Annotated in this window: 18 protein-coding genes, 1 tRNA gene and 2 pseudogenes; 6 read left to right on the forward strand and 15 right to left on the reverse strand. The window is 60.1% G+C overall.

Features of this window, described 5'->3' with window-relative positions:
- Positions 1–45: 45 nt before the first annotated feature.
- From CAK95_RS00100 to CAK95_RS00120, 5 genes are read right to left on the reverse strand one after another with little or no spacing between them, the layout of a single operon-like run.
- The gene (locus tag CAK95_RS00100; protein WP_086085972.1) at positions 46–822 is read right to left on the reverse strand and encodes an SDR family NAD(P)-dependent oxidoreductase; all 777 of its coding nucleotides are present in this window, start codon (positions 820–822) and stop codon (positions 46–48) included.
- Complete coding sequence (locus CAK95_RS00105) at positions 819–2342, reverse strand: class I adenylate-forming enzyme family protein (RefSeq protein ID WP_086085973.1); 1524 nt, start codon at positions 2340–2342, stop codon at positions 819–821. The genes CAK95_RS00100 and CAK95_RS00105 overlap by 4 nt, the downstream gene beginning before the upstream one ends.
- Complete coding sequence (locus CAK95_RS00110; RefSeq protein WP_086085974.1) at positions 2339–2797, reverse strand: MaoC family dehydratase; 459 nt, start codon at positions 2795–2797, stop codon at positions 2339–2341. Before CAK95_RS00110 ends, CAK95_RS00105 begins: the two co-directional genes overlap by 4 nt.
- Positions 2797–3831, reverse strand: a complete 1035-nt coding sequence (locus CAK95_RS00115) for an NAD(P)H-quinone oxidoreductase (protein WP_245303569.1) — start codon at positions 3829–3831, stop codon at positions 2797–2799. Before CAK95_RS00115 ends, CAK95_RS00110 begins: the two co-directional genes overlap by 1 nt.
- Positions 3832–3860: 29 nt before the next feature.
- Positions 3861–4799: a DUF6282 family protein gene (locus CAK95_RS00120; protein ID WP_120265461.1), complete on the reverse strand. Its 939-nt coding sequence runs from the start codon at positions 4797–4799 to the stop codon at positions 3861–3863.
- Between the two features lie 127 nt (positions 4800–4926).
- Between CAK95_RS00120 and CAK95_RS00125 the strand changes: the two genes are divergently transcribed.
- Both CAK95_RS00125 and CAK95_RS30345 read left to right on the forward strand, forming a co-directional pair.
- The gene (locus CAK95_RS00125; RefSeq protein WP_245303570.1) at positions 4927–5739 is read left to right on the forward strand and encodes an IclR family transcriptional regulator domain-containing protein; all 813 of its coding nucleotides are present in this window, start codon (positions 4927–4929) and stop codon (positions 5737–5739) included.
- A 1055-nt stretch (positions 5740–6794) separates the two neighbouring features.
- Positions 6795–6962: pseudogene (locus tag CAK95_RS30345) on the forward strand (FAD-dependent oxidoreductase); the annotation flags it as partial.
- 93 nt (positions 6963–7055) lie between these two features.
- On the opposite strand, the pseudogene CAK95_RS30350 reads toward CAK95_RS30345, so the two are convergent.
- Positions 7056–7127 (reverse strand): annotated as a pseudogene (locus CAK95_RS30350) (hypothetical protein); the annotation flags it as partial.
- Between the two features lie 59 nt (positions 7128–7186).
- On the opposite strand from CAK95_RS30350, the gene CAK95_RS00140 reads away from it, so the two are divergent.
- Both CAK95_RS00140 and CAK95_RS00150 read left to right on the forward strand, forming a co-directional pair.
- Positions 7187–8340 (forward strand): IS3 family transposase gene (locus CAK95_RS00140; RefSeq protein WP_157699474.1). Its coding sequence is split into 2 segments (ribosomal slippage): positions 7187–7436 and positions 7436–8340, totalling 1155 coding nucleotides; the frame shifts between segments, so codons are not numbered across the junction.
- A 285-nt stretch (positions 8341–8625) separates the two neighbouring features.
- Positions 8626–9258: a hypothetical protein gene (locus CAK95_RS00150; RefSeq protein ID WP_147413712.1), complete on the forward strand. Its 633-nt coding sequence runs from the start codon at positions 8626–8628 to the stop codon at positions 9256–9258.
- Positions 9259–9267: 9 nt separating this feature from the next.
- Here CAK95_RS00150 and CAK95_RS00155 read toward each other — a convergent pair.
- Positions 9268–9342 (reverse strand) — tRNA-Gln (locus CAK95_RS00155).
- 200 nt (positions 9343–9542) lie between these two features.
- Between CAK95_RS00155 and CAK95_RS00160 the strand changes: the two genes are divergently transcribed.
- The gene (locus CAK95_RS00160; protein WP_086085981.1) at positions 9543–11327 is read left to right on the forward strand and encodes an acyl-CoA dehydrogenase family protein; all 1785 of its coding nucleotides are present in this window, start codon (positions 9543–9545) and stop codon (positions 11325–11327) included.
- Between the two features lies 1 nt (position 11328).
- Positions 11329–12081: a crotonase/enoyl-CoA hydratase family protein gene (locus tag CAK95_RS00165; RefSeq protein WP_086085982.1), complete on the forward strand. Its 753-nt coding sequence runs from the start codon at positions 11329–11331 to the stop codon at positions 12079–12081.
- A gap of 165 nt (positions 12082–12246) precedes the next feature.
- On the opposite strand, the gene CAK95_RS00170 is transcribed toward CAK95_RS00165, so the two are convergent.
- From CAK95_RS00170 to egtB, 8 genes are all read right to left on the reverse strand, one after another.
- Positions 12247–13194, reverse strand: coding sequence for a ring-cleaving dioxygenase (locus CAK95_RS00170; protein ID WP_086085983.1), 948 nt, complete (start codon positions 13192–13194; stop codon positions 12247–12249).
- Positions 13195–13315: 121 nt separating this feature from the next.
- Positions 13316–13870, reverse strand: coding sequence for an NADPH-dependent FMN reductase (locus tag CAK95_RS00175; RefSeq protein ID WP_086085984.1), 555 nt, complete (start codon positions 13868–13870; stop codon positions 13316–13318).
- 6 nt (positions 13871–13876) lie between these two features.
- Positions 13877–14437: an NADPH-dependent FMN reductase gene (locus CAK95_RS00180; RefSeq protein ID WP_086085985.1), complete on the reverse strand. Its 561-nt coding sequence runs from the start codon at positions 14435–14437 to the stop codon at positions 13877–13879.
- A 51-nt stretch (positions 14438–14488) separates the two neighbouring features.
- Positions 14489–15583 (reverse strand): malate/lactate/ureidoglycolate dehydrogenase, encoded by a 1095-nt coding sequence (locus CAK95_RS00185; RefSeq protein WP_086085986.1) that lies wholly within the window; start codon positions 15581–15583, stop codon positions 14489–14491.
- A 4-nt stretch (positions 15584–15587) separates the two neighbouring features.
- Complete coding sequence (locus CAK95_RS00190) at positions 15588–16619, reverse strand: ABC transporter substrate-binding protein (RefSeq protein ID WP_086085987.1); 1032 nt, start codon at positions 16617–16619, stop codon at positions 15588–15590.
- On the reverse strand, positions 16619–17491 hold the full coding sequence (locus CAK95_RS00195; protein ID WP_086085988.1) for a fumarylacetoacetate hydrolase family protein: 873 nt from the start codon (positions 17489–17491) through the stop codon (positions 16619–16621). Before CAK95_RS00195 ends, CAK95_RS00190 begins: the two co-directional genes overlap by 1 nt.
- Before the next feature lie 156 nt (positions 17492–17647).
- A complete protein-coding gene (gene egtD, locus CAK95_RS00200; RefSeq protein ID WP_086085989.1) occupies positions 17648–18625 on the reverse strand; it encodes an L-histidine N(alpha)-methyltransferase in 978 nt (325 codons plus the stop codon).
- The gene (gene egtB, locus CAK95_RS00205) at positions 18625–19851 is read right to left on the reverse strand and encodes an ergothioneine biosynthesis protein EgtB (protein WP_086085990.1); all 1227 of its coding nucleotides are present in this window, start codon (positions 19849–19851) and stop codon (positions 18625–18627) included. Before egtB ends, egtD begins: the two co-directional genes overlap by 1 nt.
- Between the last annotated feature and the right edge of the window lie 23 nt (positions 19852–19874).

Consider the following 19874-nt stretch of genomic DNA (forward strand, 5'->3'; position numbering starts at 1 on the left):
CGAGCTCAAGGAGCGACATCGACGGGAAGTGTCCTTCGGTCAGACTTAAAGGTGCCGGCCCTCATCGACCGGCACGACAATTCCGGTCGAGCTCGTGAGATGGACGATGCAGGCCACCACCGCCCTTGCGACATCGTCCGGCGTGGTGATGTGGGCGAGCGGAAGCTTCTCAGCGGTTTTCTGCAGCTGCTCGCGGCTGCGCCCTGGCACGAAATCGGTATCGACGCCCGCTGGCGAGACGGAGAAGACGCGGATTTTCGGCGCCAAGATTTTCGCCAGTGCGACGGTGAGTGCGTCTACCCCCGCCTTTGCCGCCAGATAAGCCAGGCTGCTGCCCAATCCGGTCCGGGCCGCGATCGAGGAAATATTGATGATCGCTGGAGCCGTGCCGTGCTCCAGCAATGGCCGGAAGGCGCGCATCATGGCGAATGGTCCCCGCAGATTGATCGTAACAGTTTTGTCGAAAATAGCGTCGGTGAGCTTGTCGAGATCGTTGAGCGGAACCGGCGTAGTGGCGCCGCCGCAATTGATCAATGCATCGAGCCGCCCGTACAGCTTTTCCACGGCGGCGGCAGCCTCTGCGATGGAATCGGTCTCATCGATGGCGATGCGCATGGCGCAATGCGGCGGATCCTGTCGGCCCGCGACCTGCAAGCCGTCTACGACCTCCTGCGCCCTCGCACTGCCGCTGTTGTAGCCGACCACGACGGCCGACCCCATCGCGGCAAGGCGCGCCGCCGTTGCTTTGCCGATACCGCTGCTGCCGCCGGTGACCAGTGCGACCTTCGGAAATTGCAGTGCCGGAATGTCGATGCCGGTCATACGTGGCTCTCCCAATAGGGCCGTCGAAGCTCCTGCTTCAGGATTTTCCCGACATTCGATCGGGGCAATGTTTCGCGCTGTTCTATGGCCGAAAGCCGCTGCATCTTCCCGAGCTGCGCATTGGTCCATTCCAACAATTGGTCGAGATCAACAGCCGCCTTTTCCTTGACCACCACCAATCCGAGCGGTGTCTCGCCCCATCGCTCGCTGGGCACTGCGATGACCGCAGCTTCCGCCACATCCGGATGCGACAGCAGCTTTTCCTCCAGGTCGCTCGCATAGATGTTGAAGCCGCCAGAGATGATCATGTCTTTCTTGCGGTCGAGCAAGACGAGGAAACCGTCCTCGTCGAACAGTCCGATATCGCCGGTCCGATGGAAGACGGTCCCTTCCCCGTCGCGCCAATAGAATGCCTGATTGGCTGCTTTGTTGCGGAAATAACCCGACATCATCGTCGCCGAGCGCCCGACAATTTCGCCGCGCTTTCCGGCCGGGAGAAATTGCCCGTCCTCGTCGATGATCCGTATGTCATTTCCTGCTGCCGGCTTGCCAACGGTGTGCGCCTTATGGGGAAATTCGGAGACGTCAAGAATGCAGGTACAGCCGCCCTCCGTCAGGCCATAGATTTCAAAAAAGCGGCCTGGCCATCGCTCGACTGCCGCACGCTTGACCGCCGCAGGTAATGGCGCGCCGGTACATTGCTTCATCCGGAATGCAGAGAGGTCGCGTTTCGCAAAACCGTCCGAATCCAGAATCCGTTGATACTGCACCGGCACCAGCATGGTGTGCGTCACCCGCTCGGATTCCGCGAGGTCGAGGTAAAGTTCGGCGTCGAACTTCGGCATCAGGATCACGCGTCCGCCATGGAATAAGGTGGCGAGCAACGGCATCAGGGTTGTGTTTGAGTAAAGCGGCGTGGCGAGCAGCATCGTGCTGCCCTGGTCGATTCCAAAGAGGCTTCTGGCAGCTTGCCGGTATCGCATCGCGTGCGAGTGAACGATGCCTTTGGCAAGGCCCGTCGTTCCCGAACTGTAGATGATGTTGAAGTCTGCGTGCGGCTCACAGCTACGCGCATGCTCCAGAGGTGCACTGCGCCCGAAGCTGCGAGGGAATTCCCCGCCCGGGGTGAGCGCAAAAACCGGCACGTTGGCAACATCGCCTGCGAGTTGCTCACTCTCCTGGTGAACAATAACGAAATCTGGTTCGCAGTCGGCGATCATGCCAGAGAGAGCGTCGCGATGGGCCGAGACTGGCAGCGGCACGGCACACCCGCCGGCAGCGACAATTGCCAGGTAAGCGACGACAAGTTCGACGCTCGTCGCGCCGAAAAGCCCAATGCGGCCTCCGCCTTCGGTCGCCGCCTGAACGAAAGTCCCAGCGGTCTCGAGCACTGTTTCTCGAAGTGACTGCCAATCAAGGCTTGCGCTTCCGCAGCGCAGCGCTTCATCGCCTGGCCGCTCGAGCCCGTGCGAGAGTATTCTCTTTAAAAGGTCGCCTTCCTCGTTCAGTGCCGACATCATTCGTCCTCGATCAAAATGATGCTCCTGGCGATCAGGGCCGGTTTGTCAGACCCTTCGACATCCACCATCGATTCCAATTCGACGCGCGCACCGGCCGCATGCCGGGTGGCCTGAACAAGTGACATGGTCAGCCTGATGCGACTGCCGGCCTGAACGGGCGTCAGGAAGCGTACGCGGTCATAGCCATAGTTGAGGCCGCGGCCACGCCTGCGAATCGCAAAAATATTGCGTTGGAGCCATGGGATCAGCGAAAGAACGTAAAGACCATGCGCAATCGTCTTTCCGTCCGGCAATTCGCGCGCCGCGCGTTCGGCGTCGACGTGAATCCAGTTGTCATCTCCCGTCAGCCGCGCGAAGTCACTAATGTGTCGCTGCTCTATTGTGAACCATTGCGACGATCCTATCGGACGCCCAGCATGGCGCTGCAGGTCGATTGCGTGTTCGACAATCAGCATCAGATGGACTCTGAGCGCATCAGCCGGTCCGGAACACTTTGCGCTTGCTGCAGATCGACCAGGAGCACCACCTTGCCGATCTGCTCGTTTCGATCGAGCAGATCATGTGCTTCCCGGACCTGCTCCCATGGAAACAGAGCGTGGATTTTGCTCACGATGCGGCCTTTCTCAATGAGCGGCCAAACGTATTGCACCAGTTCGGACGCAATCGCCCCCTTGTAGGAGGCAGGCCGCGGCCGCAATGTGGAACCCGTCAATGTCAGCCGGCGGCGAACGACAGCCCGGATGTTGACTTCGGCAGTCTCGCCAAGATGGCTCGCAATGAAGACCAGGCGCCCATCCGGTTTGAGAAGGTCGAGCTGCTTCTGCGTGTAGTCACCGGCCTGCGCATCGAGCACGACATCGACGCCTTCGCCACCGGTGACGCGCCTGACTTCGCTTTCCCAGTCGCCGCGATAGTCAGTCGCGTAATGCGCGCCGGTCTCAAGACAGACTTGCCGCTTCTGCGCCGTGCCGGCGGTCGCAATGACAGTGGCGTCGCGCAACTCGCGGGCAATCTGGATCGCTGCCAGGCCGACGCCGCTCGTCCCGCCCTGGATCAGAAGCGTCTCGCCGTGTGCGAGCCGTCCAAGCCAAAAGACGTTGTTCCAGGCAGTGAAGAAGACTTCCGGTAGCGACGCCGCCTCAGCGAATGTCAGACCGCGCGGAATCGGCATGCATTGCAATGCCGGCACGCTGCAAAACTCGGCATAGCCACCGCCATTAACAAGCGCGCACACGCAATCGCCAACTTTCACATTGCTGACCTCTGGCCCTACTTCTTCAACAACGCCGGCCACATCGAGACCCGGAAGAGGAGACGCGCCGGGCGGCGGTGGATAAAGGCCGCGACGCTGCTGTATGTCCGGACGGTTTACAGCGGCGGCAAGAACGCGGATCACCACTCCGCCACCCTTCGCTTGCGGACGCGGCATTTCGATCATCCGCAACACCTCGGGACCGCCCGGGCGTTCGATTTCAATCGCGCGCATCATGCTCGCGTCTCTTTCCCGCGGGCCGCTGGTCAGGCCACCTGGAGGCCAACGATTGTGGCCGGATTGTCACGAACCATCGTCCTGACGTCGTCTTCCGAAAATCCGAGCGCGATGCACAGCTTTATTGCCTGTCTCATCCCTTCGACCGGCGTCGGATTGTCAACCTGCCCCAGATCCGAACCGATCGAGGAATGCGCAACACCCGCCGCGAGGATGTGCTCCTTCAGCTCCCGGGGAGAAAAGACATTGAACCGGGAATCGACATAGAGGCAGGCCGATTGCTCGATCAATGCGCCAAACTCGGCCATCTCCTTGATGTCATCGTAAGTGAAATGCAGGCCATACATCGGATGGTTGACCAGCAGCCGCTTCACGCCGCGCTTCTTCGCCTCCGCAAAGAGCTTCCAGATTTCCCAGACATGCAAATGACCGGATGAAAGGATGGCATCGAATTCTGCAATGGAGTCCAGAATCTCCTTCACAACATCGAGGATCTCGCCATAGCTGTCCACCACGGTGAGACCTGGCGACGGCTTCAGCTTCACATTGGAGACGAGCCGCTGCTTGCGGCTGGAGCTGCGGATGTGGTTGGCTGATTGCGCCGTCGGCATCCAGATCAGCTTTGCTCCCTGCTTGAGCTGGGCATCGACAACAAAAGGATTCAGGCCGCCGGTGCTGTTGTTGAGAACGAGACCGCTGAACATTGCAACGTTGTGATGCCCCAGCACCCGATCCATGAGGGGAATGAAGGGCGCGACGGAATAGTGATGGTCTTTGAATAAAATGCCTCTCATTCCGGCGGCCGCCGCCTCTTCGACAGCCTGGAAGTGGTCGACCTGCCGCGGCATCGTCGAGGGTCCGGAATGGACATGCAGGTCCAGCGCACCTTGCAGCAACCTGTTCGCCGTCGCGTCATCGACCTGCGCGATCAGCGCACGCGCCTCTTCCCGATATGTCACCGAAGCCACCCTTCTTCCACTGCTTGCCAGGAGATGCTTAGAACTTGACACCGTCGGGTCACAACGTAAGCATCTCGCCGTTCCGCACCGCGGAATGCGGGAGTGAGCCGTGGGAATACGATCAATCGAGCGCGCGATGAAGGTATTGCAGGAAATGAACCTGCAGCCCTACACCTCGATCGCTCATCTTCATGCCCGGACCGGCCTGCCCAAGGCGACGCTGGTCCGGATCCTCAAGACGCTGGAGGATCTGGGCTATGTCGAGAACGACCAGAGGCTCGGAGGCTATCAGGTCAGCGCACTGGTGGGTTCGCTGAGTTCGGGCTTTCACAAGGAGCCGATGGTCGTCGAGGCCGGCAGGCCATGGGCCGTCGCGTTCACGCGCAGGCATCAGTGGCCAGTCTCGATCTCGTTACTCGACCAGAATGCAATGGTCGTGCGCTTTAGCACAGTGCCCGACAGTTCGATGTCACCCTTCCACAAGACGGTCAACATGCGCCTGCCGTTGCTGACGCGCGGCATGGGCCTGGCGTATTTGGCTTTCACGCCGAAGGAGGAATTCGATCTGATCGTCGAGATGCTTCGTCGATCGGACGATCCAGAAGACAACCTGGCGCAGGATATGGACAAACTTGATCGGCTGGTTCAGCAAGTCCGGCGGCAAGGCTACGCATCGCGAGCCAAACATGTCGAGCCGAGAAACTCGAACACGATCGCCGTGCCGATCATGAACGAGGTGGGGCGCGTGGTGGCGAGCTTCGGCCTGACGTATTTCACTGCCGCGCTATCCGAGTCAGAGGCGTGCAAGCGCTATGTGCCCGTACTGAAGTCGACCTCAGCCGAAATAACTCAGGATCTCGCCAGGATCGCACGAACCTCCTCTGGATGGTCTTCAGACAGGGCTCTTGCCGACGATGCGGCAGCGGCCAATCACTCGACGGGTGCCTGAGTTCCAGAACACGCCGGATAAATAAAGAGACCGCTTTCACGTACCGGAATTGACCCATTACATGGATTATTCACGACTCGGCAGATAGTTTTTTAGAAGGTCCGTCGCCCATTTGCGCGCAAGCTCTGCGGTGAGGCGCTGATGATGTTATGAATGAACCTGTCATTGCTCTCATGGACGCAACCGGATTGATCGGGCAATACTTGCTGCATTGAGAATGCAGGCCGTCTTGTCGCAAGCAAAGCGTGCTCATCGCTTGTGCTGATGGAGCGAACGTGGGCCTGACAGTTCGCCCAAAGCCTTCGGCCAACATGTCTCGCTACGCTCTCAGCGTGCGCCGGCATTGATCAGAGCCAGCCCGGTCTGCGGATCGTGCTTGCGACGCAGGTGCTGCGGCGATTCGGTGATCATCACTTCCAGGGTCGGGCGGAGGTGTCCCTCGGCAAGGTGCCCCGCGATTGCCGCACCGCTACGCTTTCACTGGCAAGCGACCCACACGCACTTCGACAGCCGAGGTTGTCCTGCCTGGCAGTGCGTGTGGGTTTGTCTTTTTGGAGTCATTTATGAGCGCAGATGTCTCACGTGCAATCGCCTTAAGCCAAGCAGACGAACTTCGGAAGAAGGCCGCACAAGCTAAGCGCAAGTATGGCGCCGCTCACCACCGCCCGCCAAACCGATAGACCCACTCGGATGTGTTGCCAGATTTTCTCGCCGTGTTCCTTTGACGATGCCCGATAGAAGACACGGCCGGAGCCGAACTCCTGAATGAATGAGAGGTAGACCAACTCACTCGATTTGAGGGCAAAACAAGGCTCATTGTGAGAAATGAGGCCGGTTCCGGACATTCATTGGCATCAGATGCCATCCCTGCGCTGCTTGCCGGAGGACGATGGTATAACCATCGACAGGTGACGTGAGTTCCAGACAAAAGCGATCCCCAATGGATAGATGCGCAACGCGCAACCCAATCGCCTGACTATTGTCTGCGAAGCGAACGTCCACGGCTCTCAAATCTGCGGTACGCGAGATGGCGCGCCTTCACGGCTTCCCCGATGCATCGCTGGTCGGGTCAAGTTCTCGATACGATCGATTACTGCGGTTTCATTGGGCGCAATCCGGGCAACGAGCGTGTCTACGTCGCAACGGGCGATTCCGGACAAGGAATGATGCACGGCGCGCTCGCCGGCCTCGTCGAAGAGCAGGCCGGTCAGGAGGCTTGGCGCCTTGGTATTGGTACTTGCTGCGCGCTGCACGCGGTTCTCGGCGAGCACGGCCTGCACGGCATCCCAGAGTGGTTTGTCAACGATCGCGGCATGCTCGCCGGGATAGGCGTTGCCCTTATGCGTAGCTTCTCCGCGGTAGGTCCGGTTCTGAAGAAGAAGATAAATGAGCTGCTGCCGGTTTGATGGACACCAAGATAGGGTGTTTCATGAAGCCGGAGGTTGCCATGCAAAGACGGAAGTTTGGTCGCGAGTTCAAGCTTGAAGCGATAAAGCTGGTCAGGGAGCGCGGGGTCTCGGTCGCACAGGCAGCGCGTGACCTGGATGTCCATGAGAACGTGCTGCGCAAATGGGTGCGCGAGCTGGGCGCCGATCCTGCACAGGCCTTTCCCGGCCACGGACAGATGAAGCCAGAGCAGCAGGAGATCGCGCGCCTGCGCCGCGAAGTGGCCAAGCTCAAGGCCGAGAGGGATATCCTAAAAAAGGCCGCAGCCTTCTTCGCGAAGGAAGCGACATGAAGTTCGTCTTCATTGCGAAGCACCGGGGCATCTGGCCGGTGGCATGGCTGTGCAACGCATTGGGCGTCTCCCGGTCCGGCTTCCATGCTTGGCTGAACCGCTCGTTCAGTGCCCGAGCCCGTAGCGATGAAGTGATCGGCGGGCGGATCAAGGCAAGCTTCGTCAATAGCGATCGGACCTACGGAGCGCGACGCGTCTGGCGCGACTTGCTTGCCGACGGTATCGAATGCGGTCTGCACCGGGTCGAACGACTGATGCAGCAGCAGGCCTTGCGAGCCAGGCCACGACGACGGCGCTTGCCTAAGGATAACGGTGATCGCCAGATTGCAGTTGCTCCCTCGAACCTGCTGGACCGGCAGTTCGCAGCTGAGCGACCGAACCAGAAATGGGTTGCCGACTTTACCTATATCTGGACGGCCGAGGGATGGTTGTACGTCTCTGCCGTGATTGACCTGTTCTCACGGCGCGTCGTCGGCTGGTCAATGAGTGCCGGTATGACGGCTCAGTTGGTCGCGGATGCCCTGCTGATGGCGGTGTGGCGTCGTGGCAAACCGGACGCGCTCATGCATCACTCTGATCGCGGCAGCCAATATGCCAGTGACCAGTTCCAGCGCTTGATGGCCGACAGTGGCATCACCTGCAGCATGAGCCGATCCGGCAACGTCTGGGACAATGCCGCTATGGAAAGCTTCTTCTCATCGCTGAAAACCGAGCGCATCGCTCGAAGGAACTACCGCACCCGGAACGAGGCCAAGGCAGATGTGTTCGATTACATCGAGCGGTTCTATAACACGACCAGGCGTCCCTCGACGATCGGATACGTCAGCCCCGTTGAGTTCGAGCGGAAGCTGGGATTAGCTTAACTGGCTGTCCACTGAACCGGCAGCAGGCCAAATCTCGTCATCAAAGGAAAGAAGGGACTACGCCTCCGGCAAGGTGAGAAGGCGATCAAGCTGTGCAGCAAGGCCTGGCGCGTTGTCCGCCGGCTCTTTCCCGACCAGTTCAACACCGATGTCCCGGATCCTTGGTCCGGCGTCGCGCTGAAACGCCGGACCAAGAAGACGAAGCCCGCGGTCACGCGTGAGCAGGTCTATCATTTCGCGTGGGGCTGCATTGGGCTCGGAGAGCCTGAGCCCGCAGCTGCGGCGGTGATTTGCTTTGAATGGCTCCAACGCCCGGAAAATGTTCTGGCCGGCTGTGTTCGCTGGACCGATTACCGCAGCCGAGAACATCCGAACGGGATTCAGATTGAGCACCACAAAACAGGGGCTCAGGTCTGGCACCCTCTCGAAGAGGAAACCGAACAAGGCGTCATGAAATTCTATGAAGATGCCGAGGCGGTACTAGCAAAGCTGCCGCAGCGCGGCATTCCGATGATCCTGCGCGACGTCAAGTCGGTCAAGCCAAAGGACGAAGATGCGACCGCGTCGAAGCTGTACTCCTTCAGCGGCTTCGAAAAGAAAATCCAGATGCTCCGCAAGAAGATCGAAGGTGTGCCATCGTTCTTCACACTCGATGCCTGCAGGCACGGTGGCATGACCGAGCTAGAGGAAGCTGGTCTCACCGACGGCCAAGGGCGGGCGCTCTCTGCACACAGCAGCAAGGCTTACGATGGCTACGCAAAACGCACCGAAAAACGGGCTCTGGCCGCGACGCGCAAGCGCCACGCTCACGTCATGGCGGACAAGGAGCGAACAGAATTTCGGAATGGCGGGCGGAATGAATTTCGGAATGGCGATTCTACGCCGACGAAGAACGCGCGTAAGTCTCTGAAATCTTGAAAGAAACGCTGGCTGGGGCGCCTGGATTCGAACCAGGGAATGGCGGAATCAAAATCCGCTGCCTTACCACTTGGCTACGCCCCAGCAGTGTCGGAAAGGCCACGGTTCTAGCGGCGGCATTCGCTCCTCGCAATGTCTAATGTTTGGCCGTCAGCCTTGGGAGGCACTGGACCGGGCTCGGGTGACCTGAGGCCGCCAGACAACCACGATGGGCCCCGATTGACGCCTTCCGCCGGCTGCTCTAGCCGTTAACAAGACCTAAAACCGCGTCCGGAAAGAGGCCCATGTCCTATCGCGCGCCGGTTGCTGATATCGCCTTTGCGCTCAAGTACGGCGCCGGCATGAACGAAGCCTTGTCGCAGGGCCTTTACGGAGACTTGGGACCAGGCGATCTCGACGCTGTTCTGGGGGAAGCCGGGCGTTTTGCGACCGACGTCATCGCGCCCCTGAATGTGGTCGGGGACCGGCACGGCACTCCGCTCAAGGACGGCCACATCGTCATGCCGCCCGGCTGGAAAGAAGCTTATACCGCCTGGGCCGCCGCTGGCTGGAACGGCCTCGCCTCGCCCACCGCGTGGGGCGGACAGGGCCTGCCGCGTGCGCTGAACGCCGCCTGCGTCGAAATGTGGAATGCGGCGGCGATGTCATTCGGTCTCGGCCCGGTGCTGACCATGGCCGGGATCGACGCGCTGGCCTTGCATGGCAACGACGATCTGAAAAAGACCTATCTGCCGAAGCTCGTGAGCGGCGAATGGATGGGCACGATGCAGCTCACCGAGCCGCAGGCGGGCTCCGACGTCGGCGCCTTGCGAACACGGGCCGAGCGCAATGCCGACGGCACCTATCGCCTGTTCGGACAGAAGATCTTCATCACCTATGGCGAGCACGATCTCACCGACAACATCATCCATTTCGTGCTGGCACGTCTGCCCGATGCGCCGCCGGGCACCAAGGGCATCTCGCTGTTCCTCGTGCCGAAATTCCTGCTCAATGCCGATGGCACGCCGGGGCAGCGCAACGACGTGCATGTGCATTCCATCGAGCACAAGATGGGTATCCACGCCTCGCCGACCTGCACGATGGTGTATGGCGACAAGGGCGGCGCCGTCGGCTACCTGATCGGCAAGAAACATGCCGGCATGGCCTGCATGTTCACGATGATGAATGAGGCCCGGCTGATGGTCGGTCTGCAGGGCGTTGCCATTGCCGAACGGGCCACGCAACAGGCATTGCAATACGCCCGAGATCGGAAACAGGGCCGTGGTAGCGGCGCGAGCGGCACAGCCTCCGTCGCCATTATCGAGCATCCCGACGTGCGCCGCATGCTGCTGACCATGCGTGCGCTCACACAGGGGGCGCGTGCGATTTGCTACGCCACGGCTGTCGCACTCGATCGCTCTCATCTTTCGAAAGATGCGGATGATCGCAAGGCGGCCACCGATCGCGCCGCCTTGCTGACACCTATCGCCAAAGCCTTCTCCACCGATATCGGCATCGATGTCGCTTCGCTCGGCATCCAGGTGCATGGCGGCATGGGCTTCATCGAAGAAACCGGTGCGGCGCAACATTATCGCGACGCGCGCATTGCCGCGATCTATGAGGGCACCAACGGCATCCAGGCCATCGATCTTGTCACGCGCAAGCTGCCGCTGAATGGCGGTGAGACGGTCAAGACATTCATTGCCGAGTTGCGCGAGATCGCCCACAATGTGCGTGGGGCCAACAATCCCGCCTTCGGCGCGACGGCCAGTTGCCTGGGCGATGCCATCGACAGCCTTGAGAATGCAACGGCATGGCTGACGGCTCATCTCAACAACGAGACGACATCGGCTCTTGCCGGCGCAACGCCCTATCTGCGTCTGTTCGCCAATGCAGCCGGTGGATGCATGCTGGCCAATGAAGCGCTGGCGGCGATCAAACTCGGTGACGACGCTGCCAGTACAGACCACATCGCAACGGCGCGATTTTTTGCCGAGAATATCGCCGTCCAGAATCGCGGGCTCGAGGCGATCGTTGTCGAGGCCGCAGATTCAGTAACAACGGCCCCGCTTCCAGGCGATGTGGTCTGACATGTCGGCGCACATCAACGTCACCAACGAAGACGGCGTTCGCGTTATCCGCATCAATCGCCCGGACAAGAAGAATGCCCTGACCGCCGATATGTATGACGCGATGGCGGTGGCCTTGACCAGCGCCAAGCTGTCGCCCGATGTCCGCTGCATCATGTTCGCAGGCCTACCGGGTTCATTCTGCGCAGGCAACGATCTTGAGGAGTTCCGGCAGGCGGCGGAAGCCGGCGAAGGCCTCGGCGATTCCGTGCTGCGCTTTCTCCATGCCCTCGCGTCCGGCGAAAAGCCCCTTGTCGCAGCGGTGAACGGGCTTGCCATTGGCGTCGGCACGACCATGCTGCTGCATTGCGATTATGTCGTCGCTTCGCGCGAGGCCCGTTTTGTCACACCGTTCGTCAATCTCGGGCTTGTACCGGAAGCCGCGTCATCCCTGCTCGCGCCGCGCCTGATGGGACCGCGACGTGCCTTCGCCATGCTGGTGATGGGCGAGCCGCTGGACGCACAAGGCGCGGTGTCTGTCGGCCTCGTCAATGCGGTCACTGACAGCGCCGATGTCGATCAGCACGCGCTGGAGGCGGCACAGAAGATCACAAAACTTCCTGCCGAAGCAGTGCTGGCGTCACGCCGCCTGATGCGTGGCTCGCCGGAAGAGATCATTGAGCGCATCGACACGGAAGCTGATTTCTTCCGTGAGCGTCTGCAATCGCCGGAGGCGCAAGCGGCGTTCGCGGCGTTCTTTGCAAGGAAGAAATAAGCAGCTTTACCCTCCCCTGGAGGGGGAGGGTCGCGTGTCGAGCGACAGCGAGGCATGCGGGGTGGGGTGATCCTCATCGCGTATCACAAACACCACCCCACCCCATCTCGCATTTCACTTCGTTCAATGCTCGCCGACCCTCCCCCTCCAGGGGAGGGTAAAGAGTCACAACGGCCTCAACCCCGCCTCGATTTCAGCGCGGCGCTTTTCCAGGAATGGCGGCAGCGACAGTTTCTCTCCGAGAGTCTCCATCGGCTCGTCCGCTGCGAACCCCGGACCGTCGGTCGCGATTTCGAACAAAATGCCGTTCGGCTCTCGGAAATAAAGCGACTCGAAATAGAACCGATTCACCTTGCCGCTGTTCGGCACTTTCAGATCGATCAAGCGCTTGGCCCATTCGTCATATTCGTTGCGGTTTGGCGTACGAAAGGCGACGTGATGCACGCCACCTGCGCCAGGCTGCGCCGGCGGCACATTGGGCCGCGCCGCGACATGCAGTTCGGCAGCAGGACCGCCCTCACCCATCTCGTAAACATGCACGATATCGGAATCAGAATCCGGCACAGGATAATCGCGCACATGCCGCATCAGCATCAGTTCGCGGAGTACGATGTCACTGATGGTCCGATCAGGCACGGTGATGGTGATTGGTCCAAGCCCGCGGATCTGATGTTCCGCCGGCACCGGGCTTTTCGCCCAAGGATGAGCCTCGCCAATACCGCCGTCATCGATCAAACTCAGACGCTGGCCTTCGGGGTCCTCGACATCGAGCGTGAAACGGCCATCGCGTTCACAGATATCGCCAACTGTTACTTTGGCATCGGCAAGATACGTGCGCCACCATTTCAGCGTGTCGTGACCGCTCACACGCAGCGCCGTGCGCGTGATCGAATTGTTGCCGCGGCGTTCAGGGCCAACATTAAAGTCGAAAAACGTCAGATCGCTGCCGGGCGACGCGACGCCATCACCGTAGAACAGGTGATAAGCCGACACATCGTCCTGATTCACCGTCTTCTTGATCAGCCGCATGCCCATCACCTGCGTATAGAAGCGCAGGTTTTCCGGTGCGTTGGCGGAAACGGCGGTGAGATGATGAATGCCGGTGAGCTGCATATCAAATATCCTGGACGCCAATGGGGGGCTGACCGGTACGCCCTTGCGTTCAGATGTAGTCAGCCACGCTCTTTCGCGCCAGCCCGGCCTATGTTCGAACGACCGGGCTGGCCTTACGGATTTAGCCGTTGATCTGCTTCACAAATACCGCAAACGCCTCAAGCTGCTGCCTGACGATGTCCTGACCCTGCTGATCGGTGAATTCGAGCGTCTTTTCATCGAATTTCTGGTTGGCATGGGTGACAATCACCTCCGGCCGCCCGAAGCAATGCGCATCGACCGACACGAGGCATTGGCGCATATGATATTGCGCGCGCGAACCGCCGAGCAGCGCGATCGATGCGGATTGCAGCGCGACGGGCTTACCCTTGAAGGGCTGCTCCTTCATCCGCGACACCCAGTCGATTGCATTCTTCAGCGTACCGGGGATCGTCCAGTTATATTCCGGCGACACGATGATGATGCCATCGGCGGACCGGATCGCGTCGGCGAATGCGGTAACGCTGGCTGGAAACCCGCCCGTTTGAACATCGAAATCGTAATGCGGAATGTCCGCAATCGAGGGCGAAGCCGTGAAGGTCATTCCCGCTGGCGCAAGGGCCGGCAGCGCACGGATCAGCGCCGCATTATAGGAGCCTTTGCGCAGGCTCCCACAGATCGTCAAAATGTCGAGCATGTCCTGTTAGCCGCGCTTTTGGCCGTGCTGCGCGATAAACTTTTCGAAGCCCTCAAGCTGCTGCTTGATGATGTTGCGGGTGGCTTCGTCTTTCAATTCGCCGGTCTTCTCGTCGAACTTGGTCTGCGCCATGCCGACGAAAATTTCCGGCTTGTTGAAGACGAGCGCGTCGAGAAACACCATCATGGTGCGGGTGTGATACTGCATACGGGCGCCGCCCAAGGGCCCTTGAGTCGCCGACTGAATACAAACCGGCTTGTTGGCAAAGGGTTGATCTTTCAGGCGCGATACCCAGTCGATGGCATTCTTCAGCGCGCCCGGCATCGAGTAATTGTATTCCGGCGTGACCAGGATCACCCCGTCCGCAGCGCGGATAGCATCGCCCAGCGCGGTGACCGGCGCGGGCCAGCCTTCGGCCTGCACATCGGCATTATAGAGTGGCATCTCGATCGAGGGCGATGGCTTGATGGTCATACCGGCAGGTGCGAGCCCCGGAAGCGCATCGGCCAGCATGCGGTTAAAGGACGCCTTGCGCAGCGAGCCGCAGATAGTGATCACATTCGACATCGTTTAAATCCTCGCATGGTCACGATAAAAGGAAATCGACATGGCCATGCATCACGGCATGGCATCCGTCAATCCGCGGATCGCTTGATCGCTAACGCCGGCGTCCCGCGCAGTCGCAATCAAGGCATTGAATGTATCGTCCGTCAGCGGCACGCCATTGGCGATACGCTCCGCACGCTTAAGTGCTTCCGGTTCGCCGGGCAGCAGCACCGGTGCATCGGGGTCAATCGGCTTTGTGCCCTTCACATAAGACAGGAAGCGCGACAATTCGGCCGGCAGGAAATTCTGCGGATCGATTTTCGCCGGGTCGACATAGAACGAGAACATTCCTTGCGACCATCGCTTGTCCGGATTGGACGCACCGTTCCCCGTCAATGCGCCACCGAGAAGTTCGCACATCAACGCAAGGCCGGAGCCCTTGTGCTCGCCGAAGGCACGCAACGCGCCCCGGCCCTTCTTATGGTCACGTGCAGCACCAGAGCCGTAGTCACCGTAGAGTTCACGCGGATCGCCGCTGAGCTGGCCGTCGGCCGAGACCAGCGCATTCGCCGGCAATGCCTTGCCGCCCTGGCTCGCCACCAGCACCTTGCCCTCGGCGACGAGCGACGTCGCAAAATCGAGGATCACCGGCAAACCGCCCGGACGCGGCATGCCGATGCAGACCGGCGCCGTCGAAAACCGCCGTTCGATGCCGCCGAATGGCGCCACCAACACGGACCCTGCAACATTGACGAAATGCACCGAGACGATTCCAGCTTCGGCGGCCATCTCGGCCCATTCGCCGACACGTCCAACATGCCCGGAATTGCGCAATCCAATGGCCGAAAGGCCATGCTCCCGGCATTTCTCGATCCCAAGCGCGACCGCCTGCGGCGCGATGGTCTGTCCGAAACCGAACTTGCCGTCGAGGATCGCGATCACCGGCGTATCGACAACACGCTCCACAACCTGATCGGCCTGCAACAAGCCATCACGTTTCCACGATGCGTAGCGCGGCACCCGAGCAACGCCATGGCTGTCATGTCCGGTGAGGTTGGCGTTCACGAGATAGCGGCCGATGCGCGCGGATTCCTCCGGCGAACAGCCAAGCTGTGCAAAAATCCCGGCAACGAAATCGATCAGCCGGTCTGCGTTGACGATTGGCATAGCGTTATGATCCCGATCCGGACGCCAGTACGGGCGCAACGACATCTTTCCAGCTTGCCGGCACATTCTTCAATCGGCCATTGCTGTTCATGAAAGAGGCCGTCGCCTCGATACCAAAAATGCCGCTGCCGAAGTCATCCTTCAGGTCGCGGAGGATGGCTTCGACGGCGCTTGCGTTCAGCGTGTTTGAGGGTTCGTATTTCAGCCACATCACCGCCGCGCGGCGCGGATCGTTACGGATGATCGCCGATGCTTCATCGATTGCTTTAGAAAGAATTTCAGCCAGCTTCGGCTGCGACCTCAGCGTGTCGCGCGATGCTGCAATCACAAGAAATGAGATCTTGCCGCCCATAATGTCATCGGAAGACAACAGGGCACGCACCTTCGGCTCTTTCAACGCAACCTGCGTGAAGGGCGGTGACGAAAAATAGGCGGCGATGTTGCTCTTGGCCGAAGCCATGGCGTCGAGCGCATCCTGATGCGGCATCGCCACGATCTGTTGCCTCAGCCTGTTCCACGCACCGAAGGCTGATTTGTCCGCTTGCATGCGCAGATAAGCCATCTGCGGCGCTGTCAGCATCGGCACAGCAACGCGATCGTTCGATTTGAGATCGGACAGCGATTTGATACTGGGCCGCGCAGTCAGCAGCACCAGCGGCAAGGTGGTCAGGCCGGAGACGGCGAGCATGTCCCTTGATGTGTCGCGCGCCATGAGGAACGTTGAGAGACCGTAGGCGCCGGCCGCCACTTCGCCCTTGGCCACCGCCTGCTGCAGTGGGACAGCGGTATTGTAGCGCTGAATTGAAATGCGCGACGTAATGCCAGCGGCCTTGGCGTGCTTCTCAAACAGCTTCAAATCCTGCGCCAGATACAGCGGCAGGAAGCCGATGCCGTGCCCGATGCCGATTTTGATTTCAGCGGGCTGCGCCGGCCCACGTTGCAACTTGCTTCGCGCCTGCGCAGATACTGACAGCGCGACCGCGGTGACAAGCACCGCGGCCGAAACTGCGATCAGCGCAGAGCGAAACCGCCGCATCAGGCTTTCTTTTCGTCCTTGATCGGATTGGAGAGAATGCCGATGCCTTCAATCTCGATTTCGCAGGTGTCGCCATCCTTCATCCACAATGGCGGCTTGCGAGCGTGGCCAACTCCTGACGGCGTGCCCATCACAACCACATCGCCCGGCATCAGAGTCATCGCCTGGGTCAGATCGACCAGCGTTTCGGCAACCGGGAAGATCATGTTGGCGGTGTTGTCGGATTGCAGAACCTGGCCGTTCAGCCGCGTCTCGATCTTCAGACCAATGGCCCCCTCGGGCAGCTCATCGGCGCTGACGAACCACGGACCGAAACCGCCGGTCTTGTCGAAATTCTTGCCCATGTCCCATTGCGCGGTCCGGCGCTGGAATTGACGGATCGAACCATCATTGAAGCAGGAATAGCCGGCAATGCAGGAATAAGCATTCTGCATCGTCAGGTGCTTGGCCTTCTTGCCGATGACGATGAGCAACTCGCATTCATAGTCCAGCGTCTCGGACGCCAGCGGCCGGATGATCGGCTGCTGGTGCGGCACAAGCGACGTGGTGCAGCGCATGAAAATCGAAGGTGCGGTCGGCTTCTGATGACCGCCCTCCTTGGCGTGCTCGAGATAGTTCAGTCCGAGGCAGACGATCTTGCCCGGATTGGCGACCGGCAGGGCATACTGAATGCCAGCAAGCGGTACGCGGGCCGATGCCGGCGCACCTTTGGCCACGTCGGCGATCGCCTTCAGGTCGCCGCCCGAGCGGGCCAGCACGTCACCCAGATCGGCGGGGATTTTCGGATCGACGGCCTGCAGATCGATCACCTGGTCGCCCTCGACGACGCCCAGACGCAATTGTTGATTTTGCTCGAAACCGACGATCTTCATATGCAGCTTGTCCCGATGGCTTTGGAAAGGAAGGATTGGAGGGGACGGCGGGCGCCGTCTGCGGCGCCTGTTTAGCCCTAAAATCCGTCATTCGCAAAGCGGATCGGGAGTCCGCAGAGCGGGCGTTCCCGCCCGCATCAGTGGCTGCCGATTTTGCTATTTCAGAACAAGCGCATGGACCGAAAACAGGCCGGCCTTGTCGGTCCACATATCCAGCGGGGTCCAGCCGGAGCTGCGCGCGAGGTTACGGAACGAGTCCGGCGTGTATTTACAGCTGTTTTCAGTGTGGATCGTTTCGCCTGCGCGGAAATCGAATGTGGCGCCGGCGACCTTCACTTTCTGCCGTTTCCGGCTGGCCAGATGCATCTCGATCCGGCTCTTTTCATGGTTGTAGAAGGCCTGATGCTCGAACGTATCAAGCTTGAAATTACCTCCGAGCTCCCGGTTCAGGCGCCGTAGAAGATTGAGGTTGAATTTCGCGGTCACGCCCGCCGCATCGTTGTAGGCGGCATTCAGGACATCGGCATCCTTCACGAGATCCACGCCGACGACCATCACCGACCCGCGGCCCAGCACGGTCCCGGCATGGCGCAGGAACGCCGAGGCCTCATGCGGATCGAGATTGCCGATCGTCGAGCCGGGAAAGAAGCCGACCCTCGGCATGTCAGCAACGTCATTCGGCAGCGCGAACGGCTTCATGAAATCCGCGGCCACCGGCAGGATCTTCAGCCGCGGATAATCCTTGCGCAACGTCTCCGCCTCGATCGACAGAAACTCGCCGGCGATATCGACCGGCACATAGGATTTCAGCTTGTCGGCCGCGTTGAGCAGGAATCGCACCTTGATACAGGCGCCGCTGCCGAATTCGACCAAAGCGGCACCGGTCGGAAAATGCTGCACGATGGCGCGGCCATGCTCCCGCAGGACCTCGTGCTCGCTGCGCGTCGGATAATATTCGGCGAGTTGCGTGATCTCCTCGAACAGCCGCGAGCCTTCGGTGTCGTAAAAGTATTTCGGCGAGATATGTTTCGGCGTCTCCGAAAGACCCGAAACAACGTCGGCAGCAAACTGCGCGCTGTCTTCATCCGGTTCGAATTTGGCGGCAGGTTTTGCAACACCGGCGTAATAGGTCATCATGCATACTCCGCGAGCCGCAGCCCGGTGAATTGCCAGCGTGCCGGCGGTTGAAAGAAATTACGATAGGTCAAACGCGCGTGCCCCTCCGGCGTTGCCAGCGATGAGCCGCGCAACACCATCTGGTTGATCATGAATTTGCCGTTGTATTCGCCGATCGCGCCATCCGGCGCCCGATAACCGGGATACGGAAGGTAGGCGCTGCGGGTCCATTGCCAGACGATGCCGAACGCGTTGTCGATCAGATTATGGCGCGCGGCGACTTCCCATTCCGTTTCCGTCGGCAAATGCTTGCCGGCCCAGCGCGCGAATGCATCCGCTTCATAATAGCTGATATGCATCACCGGCGCCTTCGGGTCGACCGGCCGCAGTCCGCCGAGAGTCATCACATGCCACTCGCCATCGACATGATGCCAATAGCCCGGCGCATGCCAGTCATCGGCCTCACGTTTTGCCCAGCCGTCGGACAACCAGAGCGATGGCGTCGTGTAACCACCGTCAGCGATGAAATCGCGCCACTGCCCGTTCGTGACCAGGCCTCGCGCAATCCGCATCGGTTGCGTCAACGCACGATGCGCCGGACGCTCGTTGTCGAAATGAAAGCTGTCACCGTCATGACCGATCTGATGGATACCGGGCGGAATCTCGACATAGCTGTCGTCACTCTGTGCCACTGGCGCTGCCCATGACGGGTCGTAAGCCGGATGCGTCGGGTTCTGCGCGAAGGCATGCAAGATATCTGTCAGCAGCAATTCCTGATGCTGCTGTTCGTGATGCAGGCCGATCTCGAGAATCGTGAAAATCTCGCGACTCGTCGTTTCGTCCGCAGTTTCGATCAGTTGCGCGACGGCATGATCCACATGCGCGCGATAGGCGGCAACATCGGCCGCATTGGGGCGTGTGATCAGACCGCGCTCCGGACGCGCATGGCGCGGGCCAGCGGCCACATAGTAGGAATTGAACAGGAACGGGAAACGCTCGTCGAAAATCCGGTACCCCGGCACATACGGCACCAGCAGGAACGTCTCGAAGAACCAGGTCACATGCGCACGATGCCACTTCGTCGGACTGGCATCGGGCATCGATTGGACGATCTGGTCTTCCGGCGACAATGGCGCAGCGCGCGCTTCGGTCTCGGCGCGAACATTACGAAATGCCTCAAGCCAGTGATGCCGCCCTGCAGCATCAGATGACACATTCACTTCGCGCAATACATGAGACGGCATGGGTCTGGAAAACTCCCCCGATT

Source organism: Pseudorhodoplanes sinuspersici (assembly GCF_002119765.1).
GTDB classification, from domain to species: domain Bacteria; phylum Pseudomonadota; class Alphaproteobacteria; order Rhizobiales; family Xanthobacteraceae; genus Pseudorhodoplanes; species Pseudorhodoplanes sinuspersici.